Source organism: Acetobacterium tundrae (assembly GCF_008086615.1).
GTDB classification, from domain to species: Bacteria; Bacillota; Clostridia; order Eubacteriales; family Eubacteriaceae; genus Acetobacterium; species Acetobacterium tundrae.
The window spans coordinates 1-25,984 of sequence record NZ_RXYB01000004.1 but is presented as its reverse complement, the minus strand read 5'-3'; the positions used below and the strand labels follow the sequence as shown (position 1 = coordinate 25,984).

Annotated in this window: 28 protein-coding genes; 9 read left to right on the top strand and 19 right to left on the bottom strand. The window is 38.9% G+C overall.

What is annotated here, in order from left to right; genetic code table 11:
- Positions 1–27: 27 nt before the first annotated feature.
- On the bottom strand, positions 28–3,105 hold the full coding sequence (locus tag FZC40_RS04440) for an EAL domain-containing protein (protein WP_186843663.1): 3,078 nt from the start codon (positions 3,103–3,105) through the stop codon (positions 28–30).
- Positions 3,106–3,271: 166 nt separating this feature from the next.
- Entirely contained in the window at positions 3,272–4,480 is a 1,209-nt protein-coding gene (locus FZC40_RS04435) for an EAL and HDOD domain-containing protein (protein WP_148602722.1), read from the bottom strand.
- A 239-nt stretch (positions 4,481–4,719) separates the two neighbouring features.
- On the opposite strand from FZC40_RS04435, the gene FZC40_RS04430 reads away from it, so the two are divergent.
- Positions 4,720–5,007 (top strand): DUF2769 domain-containing protein, encoded by a 288-nt coding sequence (locus FZC40_RS04430; protein WP_148602721.1) that lies wholly within the window; start codon positions 4,720–4,722, stop codon positions 5,005–5,007.
- A 53-nt stretch (positions 5,008–5,060) separates the two neighbouring features.
- Here the strand turns inward: FZC40_RS04430 and FZC40_RS04425 are convergent, their stop codons facing one another.
- The 4 genes from FZC40_RS04425 to FZC40_RS04410 form a co-directional block, all read right to left on the bottom strand.
- The gene (locus FZC40_RS04425; protein ID WP_148602720.1) at positions 5,061–6,656 is read right to left on the bottom strand and encodes an ABC-F family ATP-binding cassette domain-containing protein; all 1,596 of its coding nucleotides are present in this window, start codon (positions 6,654–6,656) and stop codon (positions 5,061–5,063) included.
- Positions 6,657–7,256: 600 nt separating this feature from the next.
- Positions 7,257–7,673 (bottom strand): DUF2178 domain-containing protein, encoded by a 417-nt coding sequence (locus FZC40_RS04420; protein WP_148602719.1) that lies wholly within the window; start codon positions 7,671–7,673, stop codon positions 7,257–7,259.
- Entirely contained in the window at positions 7,667–7,873 is a 207-nt protein-coding gene (locus FZC40_RS04415) for a helix-turn-helix transcriptional regulator (RefSeq protein WP_148568605.1), read from the bottom strand. Before FZC40_RS04415 ends, FZC40_RS04420 begins: the two co-directional genes overlap by 7 nt.
- A 249-nt stretch (positions 7,874–8,122) precedes the next feature.
- Entirely contained in the window at positions 8,123–9,103 is a 981-nt protein-coding gene (locus FZC40_RS04410; protein WP_148602718.1) for a uroporphyrinogen decarboxylase family protein, read from the bottom strand.
- Between the two features lie 464 nt (positions 9,104–9,567).
- On the opposite strand from FZC40_RS04410, the gene FZC40_RS04405 reads away from it, so the two are divergent.
- Positions 9,568–10,800 (top strand): MFS transporter, encoded by a 1,233-nt coding sequence (locus FZC40_RS04405; protein ID WP_148602717.1) that lies wholly within the window; start codon positions 9,568–9,570, stop codon positions 10,798–10,800.
- 392 nt (positions 10,801–11,192) lie between these two features.
- Positions 11,193–11,837: a TetR/AcrR family transcriptional regulator gene (locus FZC40_RS04400; RefSeq protein WP_148602716.1), complete on the top strand. Its 645-nt coding sequence runs from the start codon at positions 11,193–11,195 to the stop codon at positions 11,835–11,837.
- Positions 11,838–12,051: 214 nt separating this feature from the next.
- On the opposite strand, the gene FZC40_RS04395 is transcribed toward FZC40_RS04400, so the two are convergent.
- From FZC40_RS04395 to FZC40_RS17735, 8 genes are all read right to left on the bottom strand, one after another.
- Positions 12,052–12,303: a hypothetical protein gene (locus tag FZC40_RS04395; RefSeq protein WP_148602715.1), complete on the bottom strand. Its 252-nt coding sequence runs from the start codon at positions 12,301–12,303 to the stop codon at positions 12,052–12,054.
- Positions 12,279–12,527 carry a zinc ribbon domain-containing protein gene (locus FZC40_RS04390; RefSeq protein ID WP_148602714.1) on the bottom strand — a complete coding sequence of 83 codons (249 nt, stop codon included), beginning with the start codon at positions 12,525–12,527 and terminating at the stop codon, positions 12,279–12,281. Before FZC40_RS04390 ends, FZC40_RS04395 begins: the two co-directional genes overlap by 25 nt.
- 47 nt (positions 12,528–12,574) lie before the next feature.
- The gene (locus FZC40_RS04385) at positions 12,575–12,922 is read right to left on the bottom strand and encodes a VOC family protein (protein ID WP_148602713.1); all 348 of its coding nucleotides are present in this window, start codon (positions 12,920–12,922) and stop codon (positions 12,575–12,577) included.
- A 15-nt stretch (positions 12,923–12,937) separates the two neighbouring features.
- Positions 12,938–13,516 (bottom strand): TetR/AcrR family transcriptional regulator, encoded by a 579-nt coding sequence (locus FZC40_RS04380; RefSeq protein ID WP_148602712.1) that lies wholly within the window; start codon positions 13,514–13,516, stop codon positions 12,938–12,940.
- A gap of 222 nt (positions 13,517–13,738) precedes the next feature.
- The gene (locus tag FZC40_RS04375) at positions 13,739–15,010 is read right to left on the bottom strand and encodes a hypothetical protein (protein ID WP_148602711.1); all 1,272 of its coding nucleotides are present in this window, start codon (positions 15,008–15,010) and stop codon (positions 13,739–13,741) included.
- Positions 15,011–15,184: 174 nt separating this feature from the next.
- A complete protein-coding gene (locus FZC40_RS04370) occupies positions 15,185–16,120 on the bottom strand; it encodes an alpha/beta fold hydrolase (RefSeq protein WP_148602710.1) in 936 nt (311 codons plus the stop codon).
- 26 nt (positions 16,121–16,146) lie between these two features.
- Complete coding sequence (locus FZC40_RS04365) at positions 16,147–16,860, bottom strand: TetR/AcrR family transcriptional regulator (RefSeq protein ID WP_148602709.1); 714 nt, start codon at positions 16,858–16,860, stop codon at positions 16,147–16,149.
- 131 nt (positions 16,861–16,991) lie between these two features.
- Positions 16,992–17,237, bottom strand: coding sequence for a 4Fe-4S dicluster domain-containing protein (locus tag FZC40_RS17735; protein WP_186843665.1), 246 nt, complete (start codon positions 17,235–17,237; stop codon positions 16,992–16,994).
- A gap of 143 nt (positions 17,238–17,380) precedes the next feature.
- Here FZC40_RS17735 and FZC40_RS04355 point away from each other — a divergent pair, with 143 nt between their 5' ends.
- Together FZC40_RS04355 and FZC40_RS04350 are read left to right on the top strand one after the other, a co-directional pair.
- Positions 17,381–17,692 (top strand): DUF6442 family protein, encoded by a 312-nt coding sequence (locus FZC40_RS04355; protein WP_148602707.1) that lies wholly within the window; start codon positions 17,381–17,383, stop codon positions 17,690–17,692.
- Positions 17,693–17,698: 6 nt separating this feature from the next.
- Positions 17,699–17,908 carry a helix-turn-helix transcriptional regulator gene (locus FZC40_RS04350; protein ID WP_148602706.1) on the top strand — a complete coding sequence of 70 codons (210 nt, stop codon included), beginning with the start codon at positions 17,699–17,701 and terminating at the stop codon, positions 17,906–17,908.
- A 112-nt stretch (positions 17,909–18,020) separates the two neighbouring features.
- On the opposite strand, the gene FZC40_RS04345 is transcribed toward FZC40_RS04350, so the two are convergent.
- The 4 genes from FZC40_RS04345 to FZC40_RS17040 form a co-directional block, all read right to left on the bottom strand.
- Positions 18,021–18,827, bottom strand: coding sequence for an EFR1 family ferrodoxin (locus FZC40_RS04345; protein WP_148602705.1), 807 nt, complete (start codon positions 18,825–18,827; stop codon positions 18,021–18,023).
- A gap of 87 nt (positions 18,828–18,914) precedes the next feature.
- Positions 18,915–19,304 carry a VOC family protein gene (locus tag FZC40_RS04340; protein ID WP_148602704.1) on the bottom strand — a complete coding sequence of 130 codons (390 nt, stop codon included), beginning with the start codon at positions 19,302–19,304 and terminating at the stop codon, positions 18,915–18,917.
- Between the two features lie 501 nt (positions 19,305–19,805).
- On the bottom strand, positions 19,806–20,246 hold the full coding sequence (locus tag FZC40_RS04335) for a hypothetical protein (RefSeq protein ID WP_148602703.1): 441 nt from the start codon (positions 20,244–20,246) through the stop codon (positions 19,806–19,808).
- Positions 20,247–20,651: 405 nt separating this feature from the next.
- Entirely contained in the window at positions 20,652–20,801 is a 150-nt protein-coding gene (locus FZC40_RS17040) for a hypothetical protein (RefSeq protein ID WP_186843666.1), read from the bottom strand.
- 244 nt (positions 20,802–21,045) lie between these two features.
- On the opposite strand from FZC40_RS17040, the gene FZC40_RS04330 reads away from it, so the two are divergent.
- The 3 genes from FZC40_RS04330 (at position 21,046) to FZC40_RS04320 (ending at position 24,281) form a co-directional block, all read left to right on the top strand.
- Positions 21,046–21,642 carry a TetR/AcrR family transcriptional regulator gene (locus tag FZC40_RS04330; RefSeq protein ID WP_148602702.1) on the top strand — a complete coding sequence of 199 codons (597 nt, stop codon included), beginning with the start codon at positions 21,046–21,048 and terminating at the stop codon, positions 21,640–21,642.
- A gap of 28 nt (positions 21,643–21,670) precedes the next feature.
- Positions 21,671–22,555 (top strand): EFR1 family ferrodoxin, encoded by an 885-nt coding sequence (locus FZC40_RS04325; protein WP_148602701.1) that lies wholly within the window; start codon positions 21,671–21,673, stop codon positions 22,553–22,555.
- Positions 22,556–22,703: 148 nt separating this feature from the next.
- A complete protein-coding gene (locus FZC40_RS04320; protein ID WP_148602700.1) occupies positions 22,704–24,281 on the top strand; it encodes a cache domain-containing protein in 1,578 nt (525 codons plus the stop codon).
- A gap of 124 nt (positions 24,282–24,405) precedes the next feature.
- Here the strand turns inward: FZC40_RS04320 and FZC40_RS04315 are convergent, their stop codons facing one another.
- Positions 24,406–25,326 carry a helix-turn-helix transcriptional regulator gene (locus tag FZC40_RS04315; RefSeq protein WP_148602699.1) on the bottom strand — a complete coding sequence of 307 codons (921 nt, stop codon included), beginning with the start codon at positions 25,324–25,326 and terminating at the stop codon, positions 24,406–24,408.
- A 252-nt stretch (positions 25,327–25,578) separates the two neighbouring features.
- Here FZC40_RS04315 and FZC40_RS04310 point away from each other — a divergent pair, with 252 nt between their 5' ends.
- Complete coding sequence (locus FZC40_RS04310) at positions 25,579–25,905, top strand: DUF3788 domain-containing protein (protein WP_148602698.1); 327 nt, start codon at positions 25,579–25,581, stop codon at positions 25,903–25,905.
- Positions 25,906–25,984: the final 79 nt, after the last annotated feature.

The following is a 25,984-nucleotide window of genomic DNA, read 5'->3' as shown; positions in this document are numbered from 1 at the left end:
AATCACGACAATAAGAATCATCATTCTTCATTCTTCATTCTTCAGTATTTTTTCAATTATGGCGGCATTAAGAGGCTTATAATAATAAAATCCTTGAATTTCATCACATTGGGATGTTTTTAAAAATGCGACTTGATCCTCAAATTCTGCACCTTCTGCCACGACAGACAAACCCAAACTTTTTCCCAGATCAATAATGGCAGTGGCAATCGCCTGATCTTTATGATTCTGACCGATTCCATCTACAAATTGCTTATCCATTTTAATGCGATGAATGGGTAATTCTTTAAGTCGGCCAAGGGACGAATATTCCGTTCCAAAATCATCAATCGCAATAGAGATGCCTAAATCTTTAATTTCAATTAGTTTGCCGACAATTTCAGAGAACTCCATAATAGCAATACTTTCTGTTATTTCTATTTCTAAAAATTCAGGTTTAAGGCCGGTTTTCTTAAGCACCTGTTCCACTTGCCTAATAAAAAGCGGGTTTTTAAACTGACTGGCAGAAATATTTACTGCCATTAAAATAGCTGGGATGCCCCTATCCTGCCATATTTTATTTTGGCAACAGGCGTTTTCCAAGACCCACTCCCCAATCGGATTAATGAGCCCAGTTTGTTCAGCCAGCGGAATCATCACACTGGGTGAAATAATGCCTAATTGAGGATGTTTCCACCGTAATAAAGACTCCACTCCGGTGATTTTTCCGGTATGAAGAGAAACCTGTGGCTGGTATTCAAGATAAAGCTCGCCGTTTTCCAGCGCCCGGTATAAATGACTGGTCAATTGCATTTCTTTTTTAACTGCACTTTTTATTTCGGAGGAACATAAAACATACTGATTTCTTCCCTTTTCTCTGGCTCTGGACTTGGCAATATCAGCATTCATAATCAGAGTTTCGGCATCTTTCCCATCGATCGGATATAGAGCAATACCGGCACTGGCACTTATGAAAAATTCCTGTCCTTTCAATAAAAAAGGTTCTTTAAACAAATTTATAATGCTTTTTGCAATTTGAATAATGGCTGCCTCATTCTCAAGATTATCAAGCATAATCAGAAATTCATCGCCGCTGAAACGTGAGATGATGTCAGATGTATTTAGGACACTTTTTAATTTTTCTCCAACCATAAATAAAAGTTCATCACCCATCCGATGACCAACCGTTTCATTAACGGTTCTAAACGAGTCCAAATCGACAAAAATAATTCCCATTTTTTTCTCAGTGAATTCTTGTTTAATAATATTAAAATAAACAAAATTTGTAAATAAGTTACGATTCGGAAGCTTGGTAATCTCATCATAATGAGCCATAAAGTTGATTTCTTTTTCTGTATCAATCCGAGTTAACGTATCCCCAATAATATTTGCCATAATTTTTGCAAAGTTAATATGATCATCTCGCCAATGAATGATCCTGGTTTCCGAATCAAATCCCCAAAATCCAATAACCTTTTCTTTACTGCTGATGGGAACCATGATCTGTGATTTCAGCTTGGTTAAACCAAGCTCTTTTAGTCCGTCACTGGTAAAAGATGGCAATTCATTTATATCAGAAACGACAAACAGTTCATTATCTAGTAATTTTTTTATTCGCCAGTGACTTCTATTGATGGGCACATGTTGAATGAGATTCATTTCAGACATAATGCTTTCACGACAATAATCTTGAATACAGGAAAAGCTATTCTCTTCGTAATCAAATATTGAAATATGGGTACGATCCAAAGAAAAGAAATCACAACACATTTTTAATATATTACCAATTTTTTCTTCGAAATTATGTTGATTGATGACCACACATTCTGATGAGATCTGAGTCAGAAGCTCCTGCAATTTCATTTTCTGGGTTGTTTCATTTAATCGCGTTACGAATATTTTATTCAAATAATAAGCTAGACATATCGCCAGGCATAAAAGGCCGATTCGTCCGAGGTAGTCGGCGGACTCGACTTTCACTGTCATGGTTGAGGCGAAAATCCATACCAGCACCTGGGTCAGAAGGATGGACACGGAAAGCATAAACAGTAGAATCTTGCGGCTGAAAATAAGAAATCCCAAGATTAAAATGAAGGGAAACGCCCAAACCGTGATACCGGCATATCCGATAAATTGAAAGGTAATGATTGGAATTAATAATGCCATCAGGCCAACACAGATGATGTCATTTTGATTCTCAGTTAAATCAAAATGCTGCACCGCTTGGAGTAAAACACTAAATAAAAAAAGGACGACACTTAAAAACAGGATATGAAAAAGATCCGGATTTTCGGCAAAATAATATTGCGAGATGAAATTTATTCCGCCCCCGATTATTGAAGCAATTGACAAATAATCATATATTTTTTTCTTAGAAATTTCAGTAAATAATACTTCTTCATTTTTTGGAAATGACGTATTAATTAATTCATAACGGCGAATGCTGTAATAGATGGCCAAAAACGGAATAACCATCACGATTGGGGCTAACTGGGGGGTTGTTATCAGAAAGAAAGTATTGCCGAGAGTATCAATTAGCGTACCAAGAATAAGTGCCATGCCAAGGGAAAAGCCAATTAGGCGCCCCTGCTTTTTTTTATTTTCATCAGTTGAGCGATGGCCCCATAAAAAGATTAAAATTAAGCTTGTGATGGAGTAGGTAATATAATAAACAGCGAAAAGCATGTCCCAAACGGTATTTTTGGCAAAGTTTATCCATCCCCATTGGGTATCTGCCAGGTTAAAAAGAGTGTGTGTTAAATCGTTTGAAATAGAAAAAGCAAATATGATAACGACCGCCGGTAAATAGATACCCAGATACAGCCACCACTTTTTCAGCAAATTTTTCTTTTCTGTTAAGATGAGCGAGGCATGCAAAAGAATGCCAAAAAAAGAACCCCAGCCTAATGCCGCTATCCGCCGCCAAAACAAACACGTTGCATAACTTGGCGCTGAAATAGCAATCGAAAAACTAAGCGTCCATAGACTCAAAGCTAGCAGCAAGGCAAGAGAAATTCGGTTAATGGCTTTTTGGGGGGCAGACATATAGACGTAAAATCCCAAAACTACGTATATGACAAAAAGAATAAAGAATAACAACGAAAATAATAATGCTGCTTTTTCCAAAAATGCACCTCGATTAAATGGAATTGATTCTTACATAAATTATAGCATTATTCTAAAATTTATAATAGGTATATTTGTCTTCTCTCAACAATCTCTCAATTTATTTTCTCGGATTTTTTAATCTAATTAGTCAAAAAAAACGGATCAAGTCTAGTCAGTCTATATTTTATTCGATTTGCGCAACAATATCATTCGCCCATTCCAACGCTATTAAATAATCTTCAAACAACATATTTTCATCAATATTTAATTCCTTTGATATTTTTTCGGCGGCCAGCCAATCGGCTTTTTCATAAGCAATTTGCAGTTCATATACCGGAAACAAAACGCCTTTATGGTCAATCAATGCTTCCAAGATGGCATTTGGCAGGGCGATGCCTTCCAGCGCCTCCTCCATGGTTTGATCTAATATTGCATCCAAAACGCTGAGTAATCCCATTAATGATGCTTCATGGGTCAAACTTTCTAATCCCATATGCCCCGCTATCGACGCTGAAAAGCTGCTGCGAATTAACGATATTTTCATCAATTCTTGCGGCTTAGATTTTCCTAAATCTTGAAGCATCAGGATGTTGATCCATCGTTCTATTTCGTTCAGACCCATATAGGTTAAGGCCGTCTTAATGGAATAAACCAGATTGCCGCCTTTTCGAAAACTGACCGCTCTTAAAAATCGATAAGCCAAAGTGACATCCTGCTCGACAATTCCTGACAATATTTCAAAAGACGGCTCTTTCTTTTTGAGCTCAGCAATGATCCGAATGTACTGAACTTTAGAAGCTGATTTATCGATTGATTTGCTGGCGATATGAGGTTTGCAAAAAAAATAACCCTGAAATAATTGGAATCCCATTTCTTTGGCCTTTAGGAATTCTTCTTCCGTTTCAACTTTTTCTGCCAATATAATTTTATTATTAATCAACGCCTTGTTGACATCTTTTACTATTGATTCTAATGGCGTCGCTATTAGATCATATTTAATAATATCCGCATATTCGATCAATGGATAGTCGCTATAACTTTCTCTGAAATCATCCAAAGCAATTCGATATCCCTTTTTCCGAACTTCTTTTAGGCGGTCCGTTAACAAGGCATCAATTATAACATCTTCCAACATTTCCACAATCAGTCTATCGGGATCAATCAGCTCCAATGCATCAGTATGAATAAATTTTTCATCAAAATTAATAAAGGCACATTTATCTTCGATAATGCTATCCAAACCAGATTCAAATAATCCATTGATTACTGACGCTGTTGATGCTTCAGATGATATCCCATCATATTCTTTTGATTGACTGCCAGAACGATAAAGTAATTCATAGCCAATAACTTCTATTTTATTATTAAAAATAGGTTGTCTTGCAATAAACATTTTTAAGTTCCTCCCTGAAGAAAGTTCTATTTTTGAAAAAATGCGTAACATGCTTTTACTCTTATCCATGCGAAAAAAATAATGATGAACGATTCCGATAAGCTATTGTAGCATTTTATGATCTTTAATGAAAGCGATAGAAGTATTTTATACTTATTTTTATTTATGCCGGAATGGGGTATATATAATTATATAATAGCGCATTTGTTAATCAGATTCAAATAAAAGGAGGTCTATTTATGTCTAACGTACCAAAAACTAAGGAAAATATAAAAAAGTGCCGGTGTCTGAAGTGTCCAAGTTACAATTTTTTTTGCAAAATCAAGTCAATGCCAAAAAATGTGAGTTTGAAAATTGGCGATGCCGAAGAAAAAGCGCATGCTGAAAAAATGTTTTGTGCTTTTGAAACAAGCCAATGTATTGATGAAAAGAAAGGCTGTCTTTGTGAAGATTGTGCGATATTCCGAGATTATGACCTCGATAAAGATTTTTTCTGTATGGTTAAAGGCGGTGAATCAACGCTATAAAGAAAGCAGTCCATTAGACTGCTTTCTTTTGTTACTATCAGTTAATAACTGACTTAAGCCAGTGTTTTTTTATATTCAATATATTCATCATAAGTTGATAAGCGATCTAAAACACCTTCTGCTCGGATTTCAACGATACGATTCGCCACCGTTTGCATAAACTGGTGGTCGTGGCTGGCAAAAAGCAAAATACCCTTAAAGTCGATCAGGCCGTTGTTTACCGCCGTGATGGATTCCAAATCCAAATGGTTGGTGGGCTGGTCCATAACCAGCACGTTCGAGCCAAACATCATTATCTTGGAAAGCATGCACCGCACCTTTTCTCCCCCGGATAAAACCTGAACCTCTTTGTAAATATCGTCCCCGGAGAAAAGCATCCGTCCCAAAAATCCCCGGATATAAGTTTCGGTGATTTCTTCGGTATACTGTTGCAGCCACTCACAAATATTTAAGGTGCAGCCATTAAAGTATTCATTATTGTCTTTGGGGAAATAGCTTTGCGTGGTACTGACGCCCCATTTAAAGCTGCCTTCATCCGGTTCCATTTCTTCCGTGAGGATTTTAAAAAGAGTGGTCATGGCAATTTCGTTATCCGAAACAAAAGCAATCTTGTCCTCTTTATTGACCCGAAAACTCACGTCATTAAGGACCTTAACGCCATCAACGGTTTTTGATAAATGCTCTACCGTTAAAATTTCTTTACCCGGTTCCCGATCAATTTGGAAACCCACCCATGGATATTTTCGCGATGACGACGGCATGTCGCCAATATCCAGTTTATCCAGCATTTTTTTACGAGATGTGGCCTGCTTGGATTTGGATTTATTCGCCGAGAATCGGGCAATAAAGTTTTGCAGTTCTTTTGCTTTATCTTCGTTTTTCTTGTTTTGATCTTTCAACAATCGCTGCACAAGTTGACTGGATTCATACCAAAAATCATAATTTCCGACATAAACCTTGATTTTGTTAAAGTCGATGTCCACAATGTGAGTACAAACATTATTTAAAAAATAACGGTCATGGGAAACCACGATGACAGTGCCATCATAATCCATGATGAATTCTTCCAGCCACGCAACCGCCTGGATGTCCAAATGATTGGTCGGTTCATCAAGAAGAATGATATCCGGTTTGCCAAACAAGGCCTGGGCTAACAAAACCTTTACCTTTTCGTTGCCGGTAAGGGTGTCCATCTCAGCATCGAGGATCTCCACACCCAGACCCAATCCCTGGATCAGGCGAGAAGCTTCGGATTCTGCTTCCCAGCCACCCATTTCGGCAAACTCCCCTTCGAGTTCCCCGGCTTTAATACCGTCTTCATCCGAAAAATCCTCCTTCATATATAAGGCGTCTTTTTCTTTCATAATGCTGTAAAGTCGTTCATTCCCCATCATAATGGTGTCCAGCACGGAGAAAGTGTCATAAGCAAAGTGATCCTGTTTTAAAACGGACAATCGCTCCTGTTCAGGAATAATGACATTACCGGTTGATGGGCTTAGTTCACCCGACAGGATCCGCAAAAAAGTTGTTTTTCCGGCTCCATTTGCACCAATAACCCCATAGCAATTTCCGGGTGTGAATTTTATATTTACGTTGGTAAAAAGATTTGTTCCACTAAAATTTAAACTTAAATCTGATACTGTTATCATTATATAGATGATCCTCCAATGTTTTTTTAATCGTTATGTTCCCGCCAAACATGCCCGGCCTATTTTTCTTTGACTCACTGGCTTAGTTTCGGGCTTCATCGCCTTCGCGTAAAGAAAAGGCCTTTACCAGTGTGTCTGATAAAGAGCCTCTACCATAAGCCTTTATATTGTATCCTTAATAACGAAAAATTTCCAGTCTTTTTACAAAATACTATATAATAACACATCTATCATCCCTGTCTATTAATAAATCTTAAAGCTTTATTATTTTGATATAACTTTATCCTCACTATATTTGTCATATCGATAATAATTAGCCTTTTTTTGAATTTTACCTTCGTTAAGGCAACGCCGATGATAACTGCCCCTACTTTATCAAGCGTTTGGCTCTTTCTCAGTTAGAATTAAGGCGATTTTTTTATTCCATCTCGTTTCTCTATTTCTTTTATTTTGTTGCTTTATAAATTAGCATGAAGGGACGGTTCTTTCATGTTATAACGAATGGAATCTGCACAGCAGAACTGTCCCTCCGCTTTAATCGAACATACCATACCTGACAGAGCTTGACTGGCAAACCTGATGACCTTCAATGCGCGAATTCTACATTTCTTTTTGATATTTGTTTATTAAATAAAGACCAGCAAAATGGTAAATAAGAAACACGATCACCACCGCCAGCGTGACCCATAAAGGTGCGGATATAAGGATGGTAATATAGGCGATACCCATAATTAACCACTGCGTGATGTCCCCAGCTTCAGCCTTTGCTCGATTACGGATTGTGATGTTTCGTTCATCGTTATAATCGATTTGAGACTGCTTTTCAAGGGTGGGATTTTTACGTTCCATATGCTTCGTGATCAGATTTGCAATGCTCATCCCAATAAAACCAGCGCCGATTCCGATTAAGCTGCCTGCGATGGGCTTCGCATTAGCATCATTAAAAAAGAAGCTTGCACCAATGCAACACATACCAACAATCAGCATAACAACATAAAATGATCGTTTTTTTAACATGGTTTTTCCTCCTCATAAATAAATATTTCTTCAATTGTCATATCAAAAAAGAGGGCGATTTTAAAGGCTAATAGGATCGATGGGTTATATCTACCATTTTCAAGAGAGCCAATTGTTTGCCTCGATACCTCCAAAGCGGTTGCTAGTTCTTCCTGTTTTATGCCTCGTTGTCTACGTATTTCTTCCAGCTTGTTTTTCAAAGCATTACCTCACTAACAAAATAACGGAAAGTTTACTTTCCATAACTAAGATACCATCATTAGCGCATTATGTCAAGTTAACTTTCCATATTATTTTGTATTGATGTTTGTCAATTACGACTTCTCCGCAAAAATAATCGATGGTGAATCGTAGGCTTGGTTTTGTCGATCTAGCGCCATCAACGTGATTCTGCTTTTATAATTCCTCCCAGCTATATAAACAGATTTTACTAAATCATTAATGTCAAATTAGAACATTTTCTTACTCATTCTATCGATGGCTTCATCTGTCGCTTCATAAACACCAGGAAAAGAACTGTTAGCACCACCCTGACTTGTTCCCGGTATAAAGTATAGCTTACCGTTTGTCTTACAGGCTCTTTCAACATGTTCATCAATTATTTCTTTTGTCCATCCCGGAAAGTCAACAACACCGCTGTTGATATCTCCCATAAATGTAATCTGGCCACCATATTTTTTAACCAGTTCCGGGGTATTGTTCGTTGTCATAACACCCTGCCAGATATCAATACCGATTTCGATCATGGCTGGTATCAGCGTAGCTGCAAAAGAGTCGCTGTGGTGAACAATCAGTTCTACGCCGTTCTCTTTCCAATGTTTGTATACTCTCTTATAAGGTTCTACAAAAAATTCAGCAAACATTTTAGGTGACAGAAATGTTGATATTTGGCTGCCCCAGTCATCATGGTGGAACATTGCATCTGGATGGATTTTATCGATTAACACATCAGCGAGTCTGATTTCATAATCAGCAATAAAATCAATCAATTCGTGCATCGCTTCCGGTTCTTCATAAAAAGCAATCAGTGCTCCTTCCATGCTCATCAGGTAATGTACCTGCTCAAATAAACCTGGTGCAACGAAAGCTGTTACAAATTCTTCATTGCGATCAATTGCTGCTGCCTTTGCCTGAATCTCCGCCCATGCTTTATCTGGGTAATCAAGATTTGGACAGTGAACAATATTTTTCCATTCCGTAATGTCTTTCAAAACAATATGCGCATCATCATGTACCGGGAAAGCGCCGATTTGACCTTCAGGCCATCTGGTTGTAACACCCCATCCATTTACAATTTCACCCCCGATTGATGGCTTGGGAGCCTGAGTAGGTGCCCCTGTAAGAGGCATGAAAGCTTCATACTGCTTTACAAAACGGTCTGGTTTCCCGCCTTTAATCGTTTCTAATAAATTCTGTCTTGGTGTCAACATTTGTATTTTCTCCTTAAAATTTAATTTTGACAATTCCAAAATATCTGCATTTTGTAATTGCCTCTTTGCTGTATTTTTTTAACATATACATAAAGGTAGACATTAGACTAGAGCACTCCTTCACTTAATCTGTCTATTTCTCTATTTACTTTATAATATGCCAAAGCGTGCGCTTACATTGTTAACTTATACTGTACACGCTTACCCTCGTGAAATAACAATATTTACGATTATTATAATTCTGTGAACATGTTTTGTCAATGTCAATATTTGATTTATATTCTATAAAATCAGTTTTATTGCCTAATTACGGTAATATTTGTATCTTTTAAGCTGATTATATATTATATAAATCAGTTTAGTGTATTGACAAATAATTAATTTATATATATAATGCAAAGGATTAATTTGGAAAGGAAGGATAATTTACGGAAGTATCGATTTTAAACTGAGGAGGAAATATTATGGAAACATCAAATTCAGCAAAAGGAGAAATTATTATGGAAACATCAAATTCAACAAAGCGATGGCTAATTCTAATACTCATGTTAGCATCGTTCGCCGCAACTTTTATGACTCGCTTTATCTGGTCACCGTTAGGTTCAACCGTTGCTCCTATTCTAGGCATTTCTAATACTGCCGTTGGTTCATTTATGTCAGCATTCTTTATCGGTTACGTAATTACACAGATCCCGGGTGGTATACTGGCGGATAGAGTCGGTACTAAATACGTACTGTCTGCGGGTGTACTTATTACTGGTCTTGCATCAATCGGCATGTCACTAGTAACCGTATATTCTATCGGATTTGTGATCAGAGTTATAACCGGTCTGGGCGCTGGTGTTGTTATGTCCTGCTGTAGTAAAACGATTGCCGAGAACTTTGAGCAATCAGAAAGAGGGATTGCCTTTGGTATTTTGTTATGCGGTCCTACAGTTGGTCTTACTATTGCAAATAAATTAGGCGTTTATTTGTTGACAACATATGATTGGCAAACCGCTTTCCGCGTTACTGGATTTATTGCCGTAGTGATTGCTATTTTGGTATTTATATTTGTGAAAAACATTAAATCCGAACCTTTGCCGTCAGGGGAAAGAACCTCTTTATTAGATGGGATTCGAACTGTCTTTACAAACAGAAATTTGACTGCTCTCAGTTTAACCGGGTTTTTCTTTATGTTTTTGAGTCTTGGTACAGCAACTTGGGCAAATTCATATCTTACAACCATCGGATTTGACAAAGTGACGGCTGGTTCCATTATGACAGTTTACAGTATAGCAGGTATCTTAGCCTCTCTTTTAACAGGGTTTATCGTCAAGTGGTTTAAACTTAGCGTTAGAAACTACTTGATTGCCGTTTTTATCCTGATTGGAATCGTTACACTGTTGTTCGGATTCCAGACAAATCTTAATGCTTTAATGATTATCGGATTTATCTTTGGATTTGTATCTTATTTACCAAACGCACATTTAAATTCTCTAATATTGAAATATTCACCTCAACGTCTTTCAGGATCAGTTATGGGTGTGCAAAATTGTGTTTTCCAGCTTGCTTCAATCGTTGCACCAATTGTTATTGGGATGAGTGTCGATATAACCGGTGCCTTCCGTGCCTGTTGGTTTACACTGGCAGCAGCACCGATCATCGGCTTAATATTCCTGTTTATGATCAATGATAAAAAAGAAGCTGTCGAATAGTCAAAAAATCAACAATGACTTGGCATTATTATGAATAAAGCCAAACAAACCTAAAAAGCTCAACAATCTAACCATCACTTAATAAATAGTATAATAAATAATAAAAAGAGACCGGAGAATTTGAAATTCCCGTCTCTTTTTTGTTGGACATTACGCCTAATACCGTCTTCTTTTTTTCGACCACTCAGTTTTTTTCTTTGCGTAACTAAAAACCGCTTATAAAAAACTATTATTAGCTGTTTAATAAATTTATTTTCATATCCGGATTCAGCGTTCGATCATTTTATTGTAAAAGTAATTACATTGATCAAAGAGGTGGATTATGTTATTATGAGAGTCGTGGCATTTCCAAAGCACCTAGAAATAAAAACATGAGGGGTTAGGTTTTAGTAATGATGAAACAGCAGGATAAAAAAGAGCAGATTTTTTTAGCCGCCAAAGTACTTTTTTATGAAGACGGTTTTACAGATACAACGATGAAAAAAATTGCCGAAAAAAGCGAAGTACCAGTGAGTACCGTGCATTATTATTTTAAAACAAAGAATACCATTATTCGATCCATTTATTATGATTTTCTGAATGCCATCGATTTTTTTCTGTACCAGAACAAACCGGAAATTTTCACCAATCATATTTTATCACATGCTGTATGCTCACGAATATATTACGATATTATTTTAAATAACGAACATAACAAACGTGTCTATTATGAGGTTTTGCAACAAAATTCAAACTATGAGATATTAAATACCTATGTCTATAAAATCTATCATCAGTACATTGACGATAACAATATTATCATTACTGATGAATTGTTTGAAACCTATGTTTACATGAATTTTGGAGCGAGACGTGAATTTTTCATCCAATACTTCAATGGAAATCTGAAGCTATCAGTGCAGGATTTTGTTACTGTCGTTAATGGTTTAGTCCCCCGTCTCTTTAAGCTTGATCAAAATTTCGTTGATAGCTTGATGTTGGATTCACTCCTTATTTATAATTCTCTGGATTTTCATGAATTTAAATTTTTGATTTGATGAATTATTCAATATTTGTTTTCCAAATTTCAGTGTGAATTTATTTAATATTTCCGCTAAAAATTTCAATTCATTTTCGCTTAATACAGACCTATGCGGAGAAGCCTGGTATTATATAACTTTTTCATCCTGACCAATTAGACGATTGCACGCTCTCTTTCTAGAAAAAATTCACAATCTCGTCAGTTGCCTTTATTTTTGGCATGATAGATTCCTAGGTACCGTATCCCAATGCAATCACAGCCACGATCATTGATTTCGACCGAGTTAAGCTCCAATATACAGTACCCGGCTCTTTCCGGCGGCGCAATGTGTATATGAATCCCGACGGAATGAAACGAATCTGAAAATTCGAATTAATGCCGTAGCCTGAAGGGACGGTTGTTTCGGGTGCTAACGAATAGCATCTGCACAAAACAACCGTCCCTCTGATCTTACTTTCTATTTCTGAAAATATTCCTGCCATGCCGGCAATTTGCTCATCATGTTCGCTACTGCTTTTTCAGCTACCCCTTTTTCTAACCCTTGCGTTTTGATTGTAAAATTAATCAGGCCCTGTTTTTTCTCTTCAAAGGATTGCATCGACCCATCAGGCCTTGCGCAATAAACACAATAGTCCTTTTTTGTGTCTCCCATTGCAAAATCGCTTTCTTTCTTCATCGGCATCCCACATGCTATACAATTTTTCATCCTTTTCCCTCCGTGTATAAAATTTAATATAATCAATTTCCCATTGATTAAACATAATCAGCCATGCCAAATCGATTGCCGAATATATCTTCAAATTCAACCGCATTACCTGTCCCAATTTGAAATGGCTTACTCAGAAAGTTTACCCCGTTTTTTTGAAGCCGTTTATATTCCTCTTCCACATTATCCACAACAAACCAGATGGTCGGTTTTACATCTGGAAATTTACTTTTTTCCTTTAAAATAATAGCCGGTTCTTCATGACCTACATGAAATGCAGCCATGCCCTTGTCTGAAAAGTCAAACTTTAAATCCAAACCGAACACATTGGTGTAATAGTTTTTTGCTTCTTCCAAATTATCAACGGGAAGAAAAAAATTATCGTACGCTTTCATATCATTGATCTCCTTTCATTTTTTAATTAATTTTATAAAATTACAAATTAATTCTTCTTTATATTCAGTTAATACCGAACCTTCTGTGAAAAGATAGCTATTGGTAAGATAATAGTGTACCAGGCCTAACCAACTGTTGAAAATTATATGCATCGGTATTTCTTTGATTGTCTTTTCTTTTTTACAACGCTCAATCACCTGATTAAAATGGAACGATACAACGGATTGCATATTTATGAATACAAACTTTGCTTCTTGCGGCAAACCATTAACTTCAGAAATAAGCCGTTTATAAAAAGCTTCATATCGGATTAGAACGTTAATATGTGCTTCTAAAAAGGTTTCTAACTGCTCGTTTTTTTCCGATAGACCATGTAACTGCCCATTGATTTCTGCGTTAAAATCATCAAGCAGACAAACAATAAGATTTTCAACCGTTGGAAAGTGAACAAAAATGGTTCCATGTGATACGCTCGCGGCTCTGGCTATTCGATTGGTTGTGGCGCTAAAGCCCTCTTCTGCATAGATGTGATAAGCCGTTTCCAGGATATGTAACCGGGTCGCTTCTTTTTGTACCTGACGTTTTGTTTTCATTTCATTGACTCCATGCTCAGTGACTTTTTACTTATTATACAAAACGATGACTATCCTGTCAAGAATATTCTTTCACCCAAAAAAACAAGTGACTATGATTGACCTCAAAACAGGCCATGCATCATACTCACTTATTCTTTTATTTTGTAGCATGAAGGGACGGTTGTTTCGGGTGCTAACGAATAGCATCTGCACAAAACAACCGTCCCTCTGATCTTACTTTCAAATTTCAGACGCCATTAATATTACATCGTCAATGGTATACCCTTCGGTGCTGCTGAAATTTTTATATTTTTTCTTCAGCTTTTTATAAAGTTTTCGCGTATAGGCCATTCTAAATGGAACATATTTTTCAATGGTTTTAATATACGCTTTACTGTAATAGGCCTGGTTTTGAGAAATTGCCTCAAAAATCAACAGCATCAGGTTTTTCTTTAAGAAGTCTTTCATTTTATCAGATTCATCCTGCTCAAGGTTCGCGTATGAATCCGCCATTATTTTATTGGAAAAATCAAACAAAGCATTGGTTATATTGTCTAAAGGCCATTTCCCCACGATCATTGAAACAATCGTCATCTGTCCGTTGTTCACGTCTTCTTTGGCATCCTGTAAATCATCACACAATTGAAGCAACATCCCGTAAGCAAATGAAAAATCGACCTGGCTATCCGACAGCTTGCCGTTAACTAAATAGGCATCCGCCAATACGGAAGCACCGCCCTTATCCGCACTCATTCCCAAGATATCCTTTTCGTAAGGTGAAATTATTTCATCATGCAGTGTCAAACTGTTACATTGGGCATCATGAATACACAAAAGGCTTTCATACAATTCGTCATGGGTTGCTCGGGAATACTGATTTTCAATCATGCCTACTAAATTAAATAACGCCTCTTCGTAGGCATTAACGGGTTCGATTTGTTGACCTTCTAATCTCAATCTGAATCTTTTACTGATCTTATTCTTATCTTCAATCGATACTTCGATGTCATCTAAATAATTATCGGTATAGGGATAAAGCATGCTATATGCAAAAACGGAAGGGGTATATTCGACCTTGATCTTAAAGAGCACCTGGAGCAGGTTCATGATCCAGGCATTTCTGAGCGCCTGCAGCATTTTATCCAATTTCATATCCGGATTAAATGCGTTAACATTGGCAATAAACGTATGGGTTATGATTGGTAGTTCTTTTGCAAACTCCTCATTAACGTCCTCTTCATCAAAACCCCATTGATGTCCAAAATTTTTGATCATCAACCACAACCTATTTTTCCAATCAACCCGCTGTGCTTCATTCTTCGGGCATTGTTTTAACAGAGAAAAGAGTGCATCGGTAAACTGATTCATCATTTTCTCCCGTGTTTTTTTTTCATTCATGCTAATTTCCGCACCAAGAGCAGGAAAGCATTTGCTCGTCGTCCACCATAATTTTATGTATTTATGTTTAAGTTCTTCCATCATTTCGTGTACCGTTAAGTCATTCAATGTCATCCAACGTCATCCCCCTGTTTATCTTTAACAATCTACGCATGGCGTTTGCAATAAAACCGAGCCAATTATTGTTTTATTATACGCTTTACAACTGAATTATTCAAATTCACCCGTAAAAGGCAATTTATGAATATGAAGGGTGCAAAGGTCATGAATGAACGGGGCTTTTGGGTTCTAACGAATAGCATCATCGAGAAATGCTTTTACCGCCAGATTTGCCTGCTCAGGCCGTTCGAGAGGTAATATATGCCCTGCGTTCTGAATGACTTCCAATTCGGCTTTTGTGCCACTGTCGATAGCTAGTTTTACCGCTCTGTCTATCTCAAACTGCTTCACCAGAACACTGTCCGCTCCTCTTAACCACAGAGTCGGACATTTAATCAACGGAATCCGATCAAGAAGGTTCCACTTTAATCTGAAAGGTCCGATACAGCTCAACTGCCAGTCGTCCATGTCATTTTCTCCATATTTATATCTACCCTTTATCTCATCCTCGAGAATTGAAGTCAACCGGTCCGGGTCCGTTGGTTTTGAACCACCCACATAAATAGATTCCAGCAATTTTCTGATCGCCGCATGGTCTTTCTTAATATACTTTCGGCTGAGTAGCCTAAGCATACCCGGCATCTTTATGTAAAGCCATACTAAAAACTGTGAATCGACCTTTTCGGTCAATCCGCCTGGCTCGAACAAAACCATTGATTTGACTTTATCCGGATGTAACGATGCATATTCGATGCTGAGGCTGCCACCCATGGAAAGTCCTACAAGACTGAAGTTTTCAAGTCCTAACTGGATAAATGTATTGTGCAGAATGTCCATCAGCCTAGCACGATCCAGATAACCTTCCCACGGCCTTGATTTTCCGTGTCGCGGCGAATCCAGTGCGAATACATGGTAATCCCTGCTCAAAAAGGGAAACAGCTGATCCCAGATAAACCTTGATTCATCGTACATTGCCCCATGCAACAGCACGACGATAGGTCTTCCCTTTTCGCCTGCTTCATAGACCGACATTGGCCCACCACAAACATTTAGATCATGATGCTTCAACCCCGGCACATTCTCAATACCGTTCGGTATTTCTCTCGTTTCAATCGTGTCATTCATTCTGTTCACCAACCTTTCTGTTCCTTTCAATCACAGCTTCTGTTACTACCTCTAAGAAGTATCTCCAGAATGTCAATCCATTCCTCAAAACCCTTTTCAAGTCCGTCTGGATCTATCTTGTCTGTAAATAGTTTTTCTTCCAGATATCCCTGAGAAACCCAGAGGATGAGTTGCTTTGCGATCGTCGGGGAAATATCCGCTCTTAATCCCTTATAAACAGCGATACCATCCGTTGTGATTTTATTTCCTGATTGGATTTCCCTCGTATTGAGTTGTGGCTTTCGATAATTTTCAAGCTCCATTCTGACAAGTTCCTTGACAAAGCAATCGTTATCGAAGGCTGCTGTATAAGAGAACTTGTAAATCCACGGATATTCCTTGAATAAAGAAAGTCTGGTTTTCGCGTTTCGCCGCATCAAAGAAAACATATCAGAATCGCTCCCTTCCGCGGCGTACGAAATTTCGTCCGCTTCGATAATGCTGTCTGATGCTAATCTAAAGATTTTCAAATAGAGCTTTTCTTTGCTAGAGACATACTTGAACAGCACGCTTTTCGATATTTCGGCCGCCTCGGCGATATCTTTCATGGATGCTTTTTTATAACCGTATTTTGCAAATACTTCGCAGGCAGCGTTGATGATTTTATTCTGTTTTTCCTTTTCAAGTTTTTCAAATATCATATTAATCCTAATTTCTTTAAATAGAATGTCACCCACTGTGACCGAATCGGTCACGTTCATTATAGCATTGCTTATCCTGATTGTAAATCTTTATCATATATAAAGATTACCGTCTAAGTACTATTTTAAATGGTTGGCGGAGATAAGTATCTGTCCAATAAGACAAAATTCAGACTAAGACTTAAAACAAATTAGTGTGGATTTATTTGGCAATACTTTGATATTAAAGTATAATGGCGTTTAATTAAATTTTTTATTATAAGGTATGTGGGACAGAAGTTGTAACAGCGCATACAGGCCGTACACCCCGGCAGAAAGGTAAACCCCGCCTCTTCATCAAAGCGGATGCTCTCCGTCGGGCAAGTGTTAAAACAGATCATGCAGTGGGTACAGGTTTCCGTATAGCATGAAAAGACGGAGCTTTCGTGTTTTAACAAATGGTTTCTCCCCAAAAGAACCGTCTCTCTGAGCTCCCTATTGTATTTTTCGTGCCCAGTTTATTTGTCAATATGTCTTGGACACTTGACATATAGACAAGTATCCATTATAATAAGTTTTATTCTAAAGAAAGAGGTTTTTTATGAATCGTGATGAAATTTTAAGTCGTAACAAAGAAGGCAATCCCAAAGATGAGGGTATGGAATATATAGAAGTTCAATCGAAGCGACATGGTGAAAATGGATTGTATATCTTCTTTGCTGTGCTGGTTCTGTACAATTTTTTTAAGGGTCTCCCTATCTATGATCTTCTTTCAGTTTTTTGGGGATATTTAAGTCTCGGCTATATTTATAAGTATCAGGCCTTCAAAACAAAAAAATCACTTCTCATAGCCATTTTGGGAATGGTTGCAGCGATTTGTTTTTTATTGTCATATATACTTGAGACTTGGTAATCATTTATGGAAAATAATTTGAAGTTAAACAATCATATCAGAATGTGGCGAGCGGAAAAGCGGAAAACCCAGGAAGAATTAGCAGAAATGGTTGGTGTTTCCCGGCAAACCATTTGTTCTATTGAAAATTTACAATTTTGCCCCAGTGCAAAACTGGCTTTGCTGATTTGCGTTGCGCTGGACAAAAATTTTGAAGATGTTTTTTATTTCGAATAATTTTAGCATTCGCATATTAGCATGAAGGGACGGGTCTTTAGGGTGCTAACGAATAGAATCTGCACAAAACAACCGTCCCTCCGTTCCCCTACTGCTTATAACACTAAGCGCCTTATTCCAGCGGCCCCTGATAGCGGGGTACCTCATCGGGATCGGCATAAACACCACCCATGGTGATGGCACCGGTGGGACAGTAGTTGTAACAGCGCATACAGGCCGTACACCCCGGCAGAAAGGTAAATCCCGCCTCTTCATCAAAGCGGATGCTCCCCGTCGGGCAATTGTTGACACAGATCATACAGTGGGTACAGGTTTCCGAATGGACACCCAAGGTCTGATAATGTCTGGCCACGGCATCCGGTGTTTTCTTGCGGATCATGGCGCCAATCATTGACTGGGGCCCGCGCCCTTTGATCCGCTTTTTGCCGGCCAGCAGGCAGTCCGCCAGTTCGGTCAGTTCTTCTTTCCCCTGGTTCATGCGTTTGTTCAGCATCCCAACGTCAACCGGTGCGGTCGTGTTGACATTGTTGCACAGCTGAATATTGACATAAGCGGTCAGCACCAGGTCGGAACCGGTCAGCCGCTTTTTCATCTCTTTGGGGCCAAACGCATTGACATAGCCAAACGTGTTGATCACAAAGGCTTTCTTTTTTGTCTGAACCGCTTTCAGGATCGTGACCAGCCGCTCGAGGAAGCCCTTCATAATCGGCGGAAGATCCCCGCCATAGATGGGTGTGGCCAGACCAATGCAGTCCGCTTCCTGGACAATTTCCAGAATCCGCTCATCGGTAAGCTTTTCCCCCAAGTCAATGGAAAACAAGTCGGCCTGATGGTTCTTTTCGGTAATGATGGCGTTAAAGGTTTCCACTGCCCAGCGGGTGTTGCCGGTGCCGCTAAAATAAAAGGTTGAGAATTTCATCGTTTACTCCATTTCTAATTTTATCAATTGGTGTCAGGCACTAAGGCCTTTTTTTAAAACACGAACAAATACTGTGAATTATCAGACTTATTCTGTTATCTCTATTCGATTTCCATCGTAGTCCAAAATGCAACTCTCGTAGTAACCATCTCCCGTATAACGCGGTTCACTTACTACCATGTAACCTGCTTTTCTTAATGTTTCAGTAAGGCCATTAACCTTTTCAATGCTTCCTACCGAAAAAGCAATGTGAATTAAGCCAATATATTGATTAATAGCATCATTTAAATTTGGAGGAATTGTCGTCATCTGCATAATTTCAAGTCGAGAACCTGATTCGAATTTAATAAAATATGATTCGAATTTCTTTTTGATATTAATATATTTATCCCCAGCAATGCCATCAAAATAATCTACATAAAATTTCTTTAGTTTTTCAATATCTTTAGTCCATATTGCGACATGTTCGATTTTCATATTAGTACATCCTTAATCTTAATTATCAATACATTATATCTTACTAATCTGACGTAACTCATGGAAATATTATACCATTTGTTTGTTTATGCAAGCCAACACAAAAAGTAGGTTTTTTGTGTTGGCATTATGTGATGTCACAAAACTATGGCTTTTATATTTTGAGACATCACAAAAGTAATATGGGGACTTGTGTGACAGTATTTATTGGCAAATATTGTCATATGGCTGTTTTTTGCACGAATCGTTACTCTGAATCATCGGTAACCGTGCATTATTCAAGTGGAATTGCCAAATGCTCTTGCCAGTCCTCAAATGCAGAATTTCTGGAAAAAATACCAGAAAGATTTTGACTACGCCAAAGAAATTTCATTTCCAATCTCCATTGGCTGTCAATCCTAGCCTTTGATAAGCGCCTCGACATCAGCTATCGACTTAACTATCGACTCAATTTTAAACAAAAGATCAGGATCAAATAAATTAATGCCAGACACCATCAATCTAGTTTCGATCAGAACAGATGATCTTTTCTTCGTCAAACAAGCTTTTAAAAAGAAAGAAACCGGAAAAAATCGGTACCACATTACGCAGTAATTCCAGAAATTTTGAGTTCGGGAAACTCATAATAACAACATTCGGATACAATCCCATAAAAGCCAGAACCATCCAGGCCATGGCAATCAGAAAAAGACCCTTTGTAAAATGAAAGCTGGGACGATCTTTCACATTAAGAAAAGCCAGCAGCACCCCCAACACGAACCATTGGAAAAATTTTGTCAGCGCAAGCTTCAACGCAAATAGCCGATAAAAATTTTCGTCCAAAGACATCATCGTATAGGGTGAATTTTCAATGTTGGCAAACAGCTCCTGCATTAGTAAAAAGAACAGCAGATAAAGAATAACTACGGCTATCTTGACTAATTGTATTTTATTGATTTTCATTTTTACCTGCTTTCAAAGGAATTCATTGATATCCAGGATAACCTGCGTGCGCAAGCGGCAATAATTGATTTCATGGTTCACCTCGTTTTTGGTTGTGATAAGTTAAGTTCAATAAGTTAAGGGGCAGGCACCGCTAGTTGTCACTAGGGCTTAACAACCGTCAGCCCTCCATCGGTTCCAGCAGTATGTTTCGTCCGGCGCGGTCTGACCCTCCGATCTCTAAAAATAAATCGTACTCAATGGAAATATTGTAACATTTTATTGCCACCAATAACAGGACTAAATGCATAAAAAACGACCAAAACTGTTGTTATCAATTTTGGTCGTTTTTTTATAACTTCAATGCAAGCCGAACAGGGTTACCGGGAGATTAATTTTGAGAAAATTGATACTGGGTCTAACATCCTAAAAATACTTTTTTTTCAATGCTTCCAGAGTTTCGTATTGCCAGAACTCTTCGATAATCAGTTCGAGGGAAGCCGTATTCAAGGTTTCCATCGTTGCCAGATCTTCTTTCGAAATCGTCCCTTCGATCCACAATATTGCCGGTTCCACTGAAAGAATTTATCAAGTTTATAAGTTGGTGTCAGGCACAGAGGCACACGATGCTTCTATTATTATCCATTTTTTATTTTACAGATTTTTTAATTATCCCACTCTAGTTTCAGTCCTTTGAATTAGCGACATAGTTTTCAATTAAATTATCAACTGCCGCTTGTTTTAAAAACCATCTTGACAAAATCAAAGAATCATTTTAAAATAAAACCGACGGTCGGTTTTATTTTAAGGAGGAGATATTATGGCTAAATGGGAAACAAAAGAAAAACGAATGGATGACATCGTGAATGCAGCTGTCGAGATTTTTCTTGATAAGGGTTATGAGGGCGCATCCATGGAGGCGATTGCCAAAAGAGCACAAATCAGCAAAGGCGGTTTGTATCATCACTTTGGCAGCAAAGATGAAATTTTATATTATGCCAACGAGAAATTAAATGAACCAATTTATGAATATGTCCGCCTCGCTGCCGAAAATCCCGACCCGGTGGATGGGCTTCGACGCTACATTAGGAACTATATCAGTTACTGGCTGGTTCACAAGAAGGAGCTCACCTTTTTCTTTCTAACTATGATTAAAGCCATCTCATCGCCGGAAATGTGGAAAACGTATGAAGATTACTATAACAATATGATCGACTTTATTAATACGCTCTACACCAAAGGTATCAGTAGCGGTCAATTTACCGAGCATAATACCCAAGCAAGCGCAGTAACCCTGATGTCCGCACTGGATGGTGTCTTATCTTACCTGGTGATGAACGAAAACATCAAGCTTGATGCTGTCATCGGATATTTTGAGGACAAATTTATCAGTTCAGTATTAATTCATAAGATTTAAGGTTCGATAACCGGGAAGGACTATTGAAATGAAAAGAATTGGGATTTTCTACTTTTCAGGTACCGGCAATACTGAAATTATTGCCAGGTTGTTATCTGAATCATATGAACGAAAACAAATAGAGGTTGAATTATTCAGAATTGAGGATATTGTGACTCATAAAAAATCATTCGCCATCAATGATTTTGATATGATCGGGGTGGGGCATCCGGTACTGGGGTTTGGCGCTTCGGGTATTACTGACCAATTCGCCAGAATGTTGCCCAGCTGTCCGGGAAAGAAAACTTTTGTCTTCAAAACTGCCTCTTCTCCTCACTACATTAACCAGGGGGCCTCTGCTACGGTCATTCAGGCAATGGAAGAAAAGGGCTATCAGATATTTCATAATTCTATCATCGCCATGCCCTGTAACTGGTATATTAAATATGACGATCAGTTGAATAAACAGTTGTACGAAGCGGCGGTGAAAAAAGTCGAAAAAATAGTCGTGGATACTCTCAATGAACAAGAACAGCACTTAAAAATCAATGGGCTTCTAAGAAAATTACTCCGGTTTCTTTACTATGGAGAAGAACATTATGGAGCCCGATACTTTGCGAAAGGGCTGGCTGCTTCTGCTAACTGCAACCGTTGTAAAAAATGTGTTCGTGACTGCCCGACGCATAATATTTCAGAGACAAAGGGGCAAATCTGTTTTGGTGCCAATTGTATCTGGTGTATGCGCTGTATTTACGCCTGTCCCAATCATGCCATCCAAGCCAAAAATTTGACTGGCTGTGTGCTAGACCCCTACACCGGCGGATTCAATATTGATCAACTATTAAATAACCCTCGGATTGATGGAAACTATGTCACCGAAAAATCAAAAGGTTATTATAAGCATTTTATAAAATACTTTAAAGAAGCTGAGTAGTTTTTTATAAAAATTCATTAGCGAAATTTTGTTGCATTTAAAATTATTTATTCTAAAAGAATAGGGTCTGTGATAAAATTGTTTCGTAAACTTTTGTGAAGCGATTCATTCTTTGCCAAAGTAAATAATAACTAAAGGAGTGTACCCCGTGATGAAGAGAAAACTGCTGCCCTTATTACTCATCTTAGCACTGCTGTTAACCGGCTGTACAACGACCGGCTCCACCAAAGGTAATCCCGATACCCTTTCAAATGCAACGTCCTCGCTGCAGAAAGAAATGGACGAGATCCAGTCCATGTTGGAAGAGATTGGAACTTCCGTCGGACAAAGCCCTGCTGGTGATGAAAAAGCCTATTCGCTGATGAATGAAAAACTCAACAGCAAGACTTATTTCTTTGATATCCTGGTCTGTGATGCTGCCTCCAATGTGACCCAGGTTGCCACTAAAATGGACAGCCCCTTTATCGGTCTCAACTTAAAAAGCATCAACCGTCATCCGGAACTGTTTGTGGACACCCCGGCAATAGTTATTAAAACCAACACCGCCGCCGATGATACACCCTATCTCTACGCTTCAGTTCCCATCAAAAACGGAGGCTGGGTGATTGCCTACATTGACCCCTATACCTTTGGTACTGAACTAAGCAAGCTTGCCATCGGACAAAATCTGGAGCTTGGCGTCATTGACACCAACGGAACCAATGTCTACACCAGCAATATGACCGAAATCGGCAAGAATATTTTGACCGATCCAATTTACAGCAGTTTTGTTGAACTTCAGACCCTGATTAAAAATAAAATGATCCCTGATGCTCAGGGCGAAGGAAGTTATTCCTATAATGCCGCTGGCACCAACGAGCCAGTGCGAAAAGAAGTAAAATGGGACACTGTAAAAGCCTTTGACTCCGAGCTGCGGATTTATGTCAATACCGAACCCGGTGCCGCAGAGACGGCTACAACCACTGGTGAACTGCGCCAGTTTACCACCGAGGAATTGTCTTGGTTGGACACGGCCAGTAACGTTATCTATGATGAATTTACAAATCTTGAAACGCTCACTAAAACAGCGGTCACCGCCTATCAACAATCTGGAGAAAGCAGCGAAACCTTCTCAAGCGCTTTGGCGGCCATCTCAAAGGATAGTCCGATCGCCAAGAATGTGGTCTTTGTCAATAATGAAAATATGATAACCAGCGCCTATCCCACCTATTTTAAGGGTATTTCCTTTGATCTTTATGACAAAAACATTCCTGCCATCAGCCTGAATAAACAGCCTTTTATTACCGAATTGACCATTGCCGATCATCAGTCTCCGGCGACGCAGCTTTTGGCTTTTGTCACTCCAGTGGAGAAGGATGGACAGATTGCCGGATATATTGTGGCTCAGGTGCGGCTTTATGATTTTGCCGCTTACCTAACCAATCTGGAAAACATTGGCAAAAATGTCAACTTTATGCTCACCAACAACGACGGAACTATTCTTTACGATGGTGATCTCACCGAAGTTGGCTTGAACACGTATGATGACAGCATGTACTCAGAAGGAACCCTCAGCGACTATATTCAGAATGAATACCGGCCCAATCGGGAAGGTCAGTCCCAGTACGAATTCTATGGTGCCGGGATGACCGAAATTATTCCCAAACGAGTTGTCTGGAAAACGATGACCTTCATGTCGAATGACTTTAAACTCAGTATGAATTCCGAATGGAAGCCAGCGAAGTAAAAATAATATCACCCCTTTTTTAAGTTTTTCCATTTTACTATCAAAAACAAAAGCCGGCTCAAAGACGTCAGATTTATTCTTCCGCTATTGAACCGGCTTGGCTGATTTTTGATCAGATTAGGATTTAGTTTGCCGCTTTAACCGGGTAGGCCTCAATATACCCCCGATACCCCATGGGTATCAGCTGGAATCTCGGTGCTGCTTCCGGTGCCCACTGGTAGCCGTAAACGGTTGGATCAAACCGTTTTACATGTTCCCAGATCGCATTAATTTCCGCCATAAAATCGGTATCATCATAGGGTTCGCCCTGAAACACCATCATCGTGGAGGGGGGCAGCTCAATCAGCTCATAACCGTCAGGAATGACATTGGCATAATCCAGAGGAACTTCCACCCCCTGGACATACTGAGACGTCCCTTCCCGGATCAGATGCTCGGGCAGCCACATCCCGATGGGTTCGTACAGAGCTTCTTTGACACTGGTGAGGACTGACCAGATCTCGCAGCCGACTTCTTCACAATAGCCAAAATACTCAGTTGCTTTGACGCCACGTTTTAAAAGCAGCTTCCGGGCCGGTCGTTCAATCACCTGGACAAATACGGTTCGGGAATTTTGCTGCTCATTCATTTGCTGTTCATTCATTTTTTTCTCTCCTTTATGCATGGACTGGTAGGTATCGAAAACTTTCTGAGGCATAAACAATTGGATTGGCGGGGTCTGCCGACCATATTTGCTCGGCGCCATCCCAAATTCCCGAGAAAATGCCCGGGTAAAGCCTTCATGGGAATCAAAGACAAAATCCATAGCCACATCCACAATCTTCATCTCTCCATCCCGGAGCAAAAGCGCCGCCTCGGTGAGCCGTAAAGCCCGGATATAATCAAAGGGGGCTTTTCCAACCACTTCTTTAAACAGCCGTGCTGCATGCCAAGGCGAATATCCCGCCGCACTGGCCAGTTCCTTTAAGGTAATCTTTCGGTTTAAATTGGTTTCGATATAGTCCTGCATCCGTTGCACGGCTTGAAGAATCTGTGCCTCTTCCATTTTTCTCACCTCCCTTATCTTTATTCTAGACCATCAAGGAACGAATTGCTTGACTGCCCTTGCTAAGTATCAGGTCCCTAAAATATTTTTCATGCCGATCTGTCTGATAATTTCTAAGAAATGCGCAGCCCCAACCATCTTCAACCAATACCAGCCGCAACCGATTTGCTTATTTCTTATCAAATTGACTTGACCTGTCTATGATATGGTGATAAATTTTAATAAACATCATTTGAATTTGGAGGTTACTCAATGGAATGGAGTCAAAATTTTGAAAAAAACAATGAGCCGACACTGGATGACATGATCCAATTCGTCAACAATCCCCTCTGGATTGAACTGCAGAGCTTTATTGAGGACGTTTATCAAATCAAACCGATCATGAATTATAGCCGCTGTTCTGCCCAGAAAGGCTGGAATCTAAAGTACCGGAAAAGCGGAAAGTCCCTTTGCGTTCTCTACCCCATGGATAATTATTTTATCGCCCTGGTAGTAATCGGAGACAAGGAACTGACCGAAACCGAAGCGTATTATAATGTGCACGCTTGTCAAGACACGAAATCAAAATATTTAAGATAACTCTCCTTTCGTGTGATTGATTATGCTGCCAGGGTCTGATTTTCATAAAATACAACTGCTGGAGTTTCATAATCATACC

Bases quoted from the DNA above. Each gene is read 5' to 3' on its own strand.
- FZC40_RS04435 (WP_148602722.1), bottom strand. From the start codon at position 4,480: ATGTTTATTGCAAGACAACCTATTTTTAATAATAAAATAGAAGTTATT.
- FZC40_RS04430 (WP_148602721.1), top strand. From the start codon at position 4,720: ATGTCTAACGTACCAAAAACTAAGGAAAATATAAAAAAGTGCCGGTGT.
- FZC40_RS04425 (WP_148602720.1), bottom strand. From the start codon at position 6,656: ATGATAACAGTATCAGATTTAAGTTTAAATTTTAGTGGAACAAATCTT.
- FZC40_RS04420 (WP_148602719.1), bottom strand. From the start codon at position 7,673: ATGTTAAAAAAACGATCATTTTATGTTGTTATGCTGATTGTTGGTATG.
- FZC40_RS04410 (WP_148602718.1), bottom strand. From the start codon at position 9,103: ATGTTGACACCAAGACAGAATTTATTAGAAACGATTAAAGGCGGGAAA.
- FZC40_RS04405 (WP_148602717.1), top strand. From the start codon at position 9,568: ATGGAAACATCAAATTCAGCAAAAGGAGAAATTATTATGGAAACATCA.
- FZC40_RS04400 (WP_148602716.1), top strand. From the start codon at position 11,193: ATGATGAAACAGCAGGATAAAAAAGAGCAGATTTTTTTAGCCGCCAAA.
- FZC40_RS04395 (WP_148602715.1), bottom strand. From the start codon at position 12,303: ATGGCAGGAATATTTTCAGAAATAGAAAGTAAGATCAGAGGGACGGTT.
- FZC40_RS04390 (WP_148602714.1), bottom strand. From the start codon at position 12,527: ATGAAAAATTGTATAGCATGTGGGATGCCGATGAAGAAAGAAAGCGAT.
- FZC40_RS04385 (WP_148602713.1), bottom strand. From the start codon at position 12,922: ATGAAAGCGTACGATAATTTTTTTCTTCCCGTTGATAATTTGGAAGAA.
- FZC40_RS04380 (WP_148602712.1), bottom strand. From the start codon at position 13,516: ATGAAAACAAAACGTCAGGTACAAAAAGAAGCGACCCGGTTACATATC.
- FZC40_RS04375 (WP_148602711.1), bottom strand. From the start codon at position 15,010: ATGACATTGAATGACTTAACGGTACACGAAATGATGGAAGAACTTAAA.
- FZC40_RS04370 (WP_148602710.1), bottom strand. From the start codon at position 16,120: ATGAATGACACGATTGAAACGAGAGAAATACCGAACGGTATTGAGAAT.
- FZC40_RS04365 (WP_148602709.1), bottom strand. From the start codon at position 16,860: ATGAACGTGACCGATTCGGTCACAGTGGGTGACATTCTATTTAAAGAA.
- FZC40_RS04355 (WP_148602707.1), top strand. From the start codon at position 17,381: ATGAATCGTGATGAAATTTTAAGTCGTAACAAAGAAGGCAATCCCAAA.
- FZC40_RS04350 (WP_148602706.1), top strand. From the start codon at position 17,699: ATGGAAAATAATTTGAAGTTAAACAATCATATCAGAATGTGGCGAGCG.
- FZC40_RS04345 (WP_148602705.1), bottom strand. From the start codon at position 18,827: ATGAAATTCTCAACCTTTTATTTTAGCGGCACCGGCAACACCCGCTGG.
- FZC40_RS04340 (WP_148602704.1), bottom strand. From the start codon at position 19,304: ATGAAAATCGAACATGTCGCAATATGGACTAAAGATATTGAAAAACTA.
- FZC40_RS04335 (WP_148602703.1), bottom strand. From the start codon at position 20,246: ATGAAAATCAATAAAATACAATTAGTCAAGATAGCCGTAGTTATTCTT.
- FZC40_RS04330 (WP_148602702.1), top strand. From the start codon at position 21,046: ATGGCTAAATGGGAAACAAAAGAAAAACGAATGGATGACATCGTGAAT.
- FZC40_RS04325 (WP_148602701.1), top strand. From the start codon at position 21,671: ATGAAAAGAATTGGGATTTTCTACTTTTCAGGTACCGGCAATACTGAA.
- FZC40_RS04315 (WP_148602699.1), bottom strand. From the start codon at position 25,326: ATGGAAGAGGCACAGATTCTTCAAGCCGTGCAACGGATGCAGGACTAT.
- FZC40_RS04310 (WP_148602698.1), top strand. From the start codon at position 25,579: ATGGAATGGAGTCAAAATTTTGAAAAAAACAATGAGCCGACACTGGAT.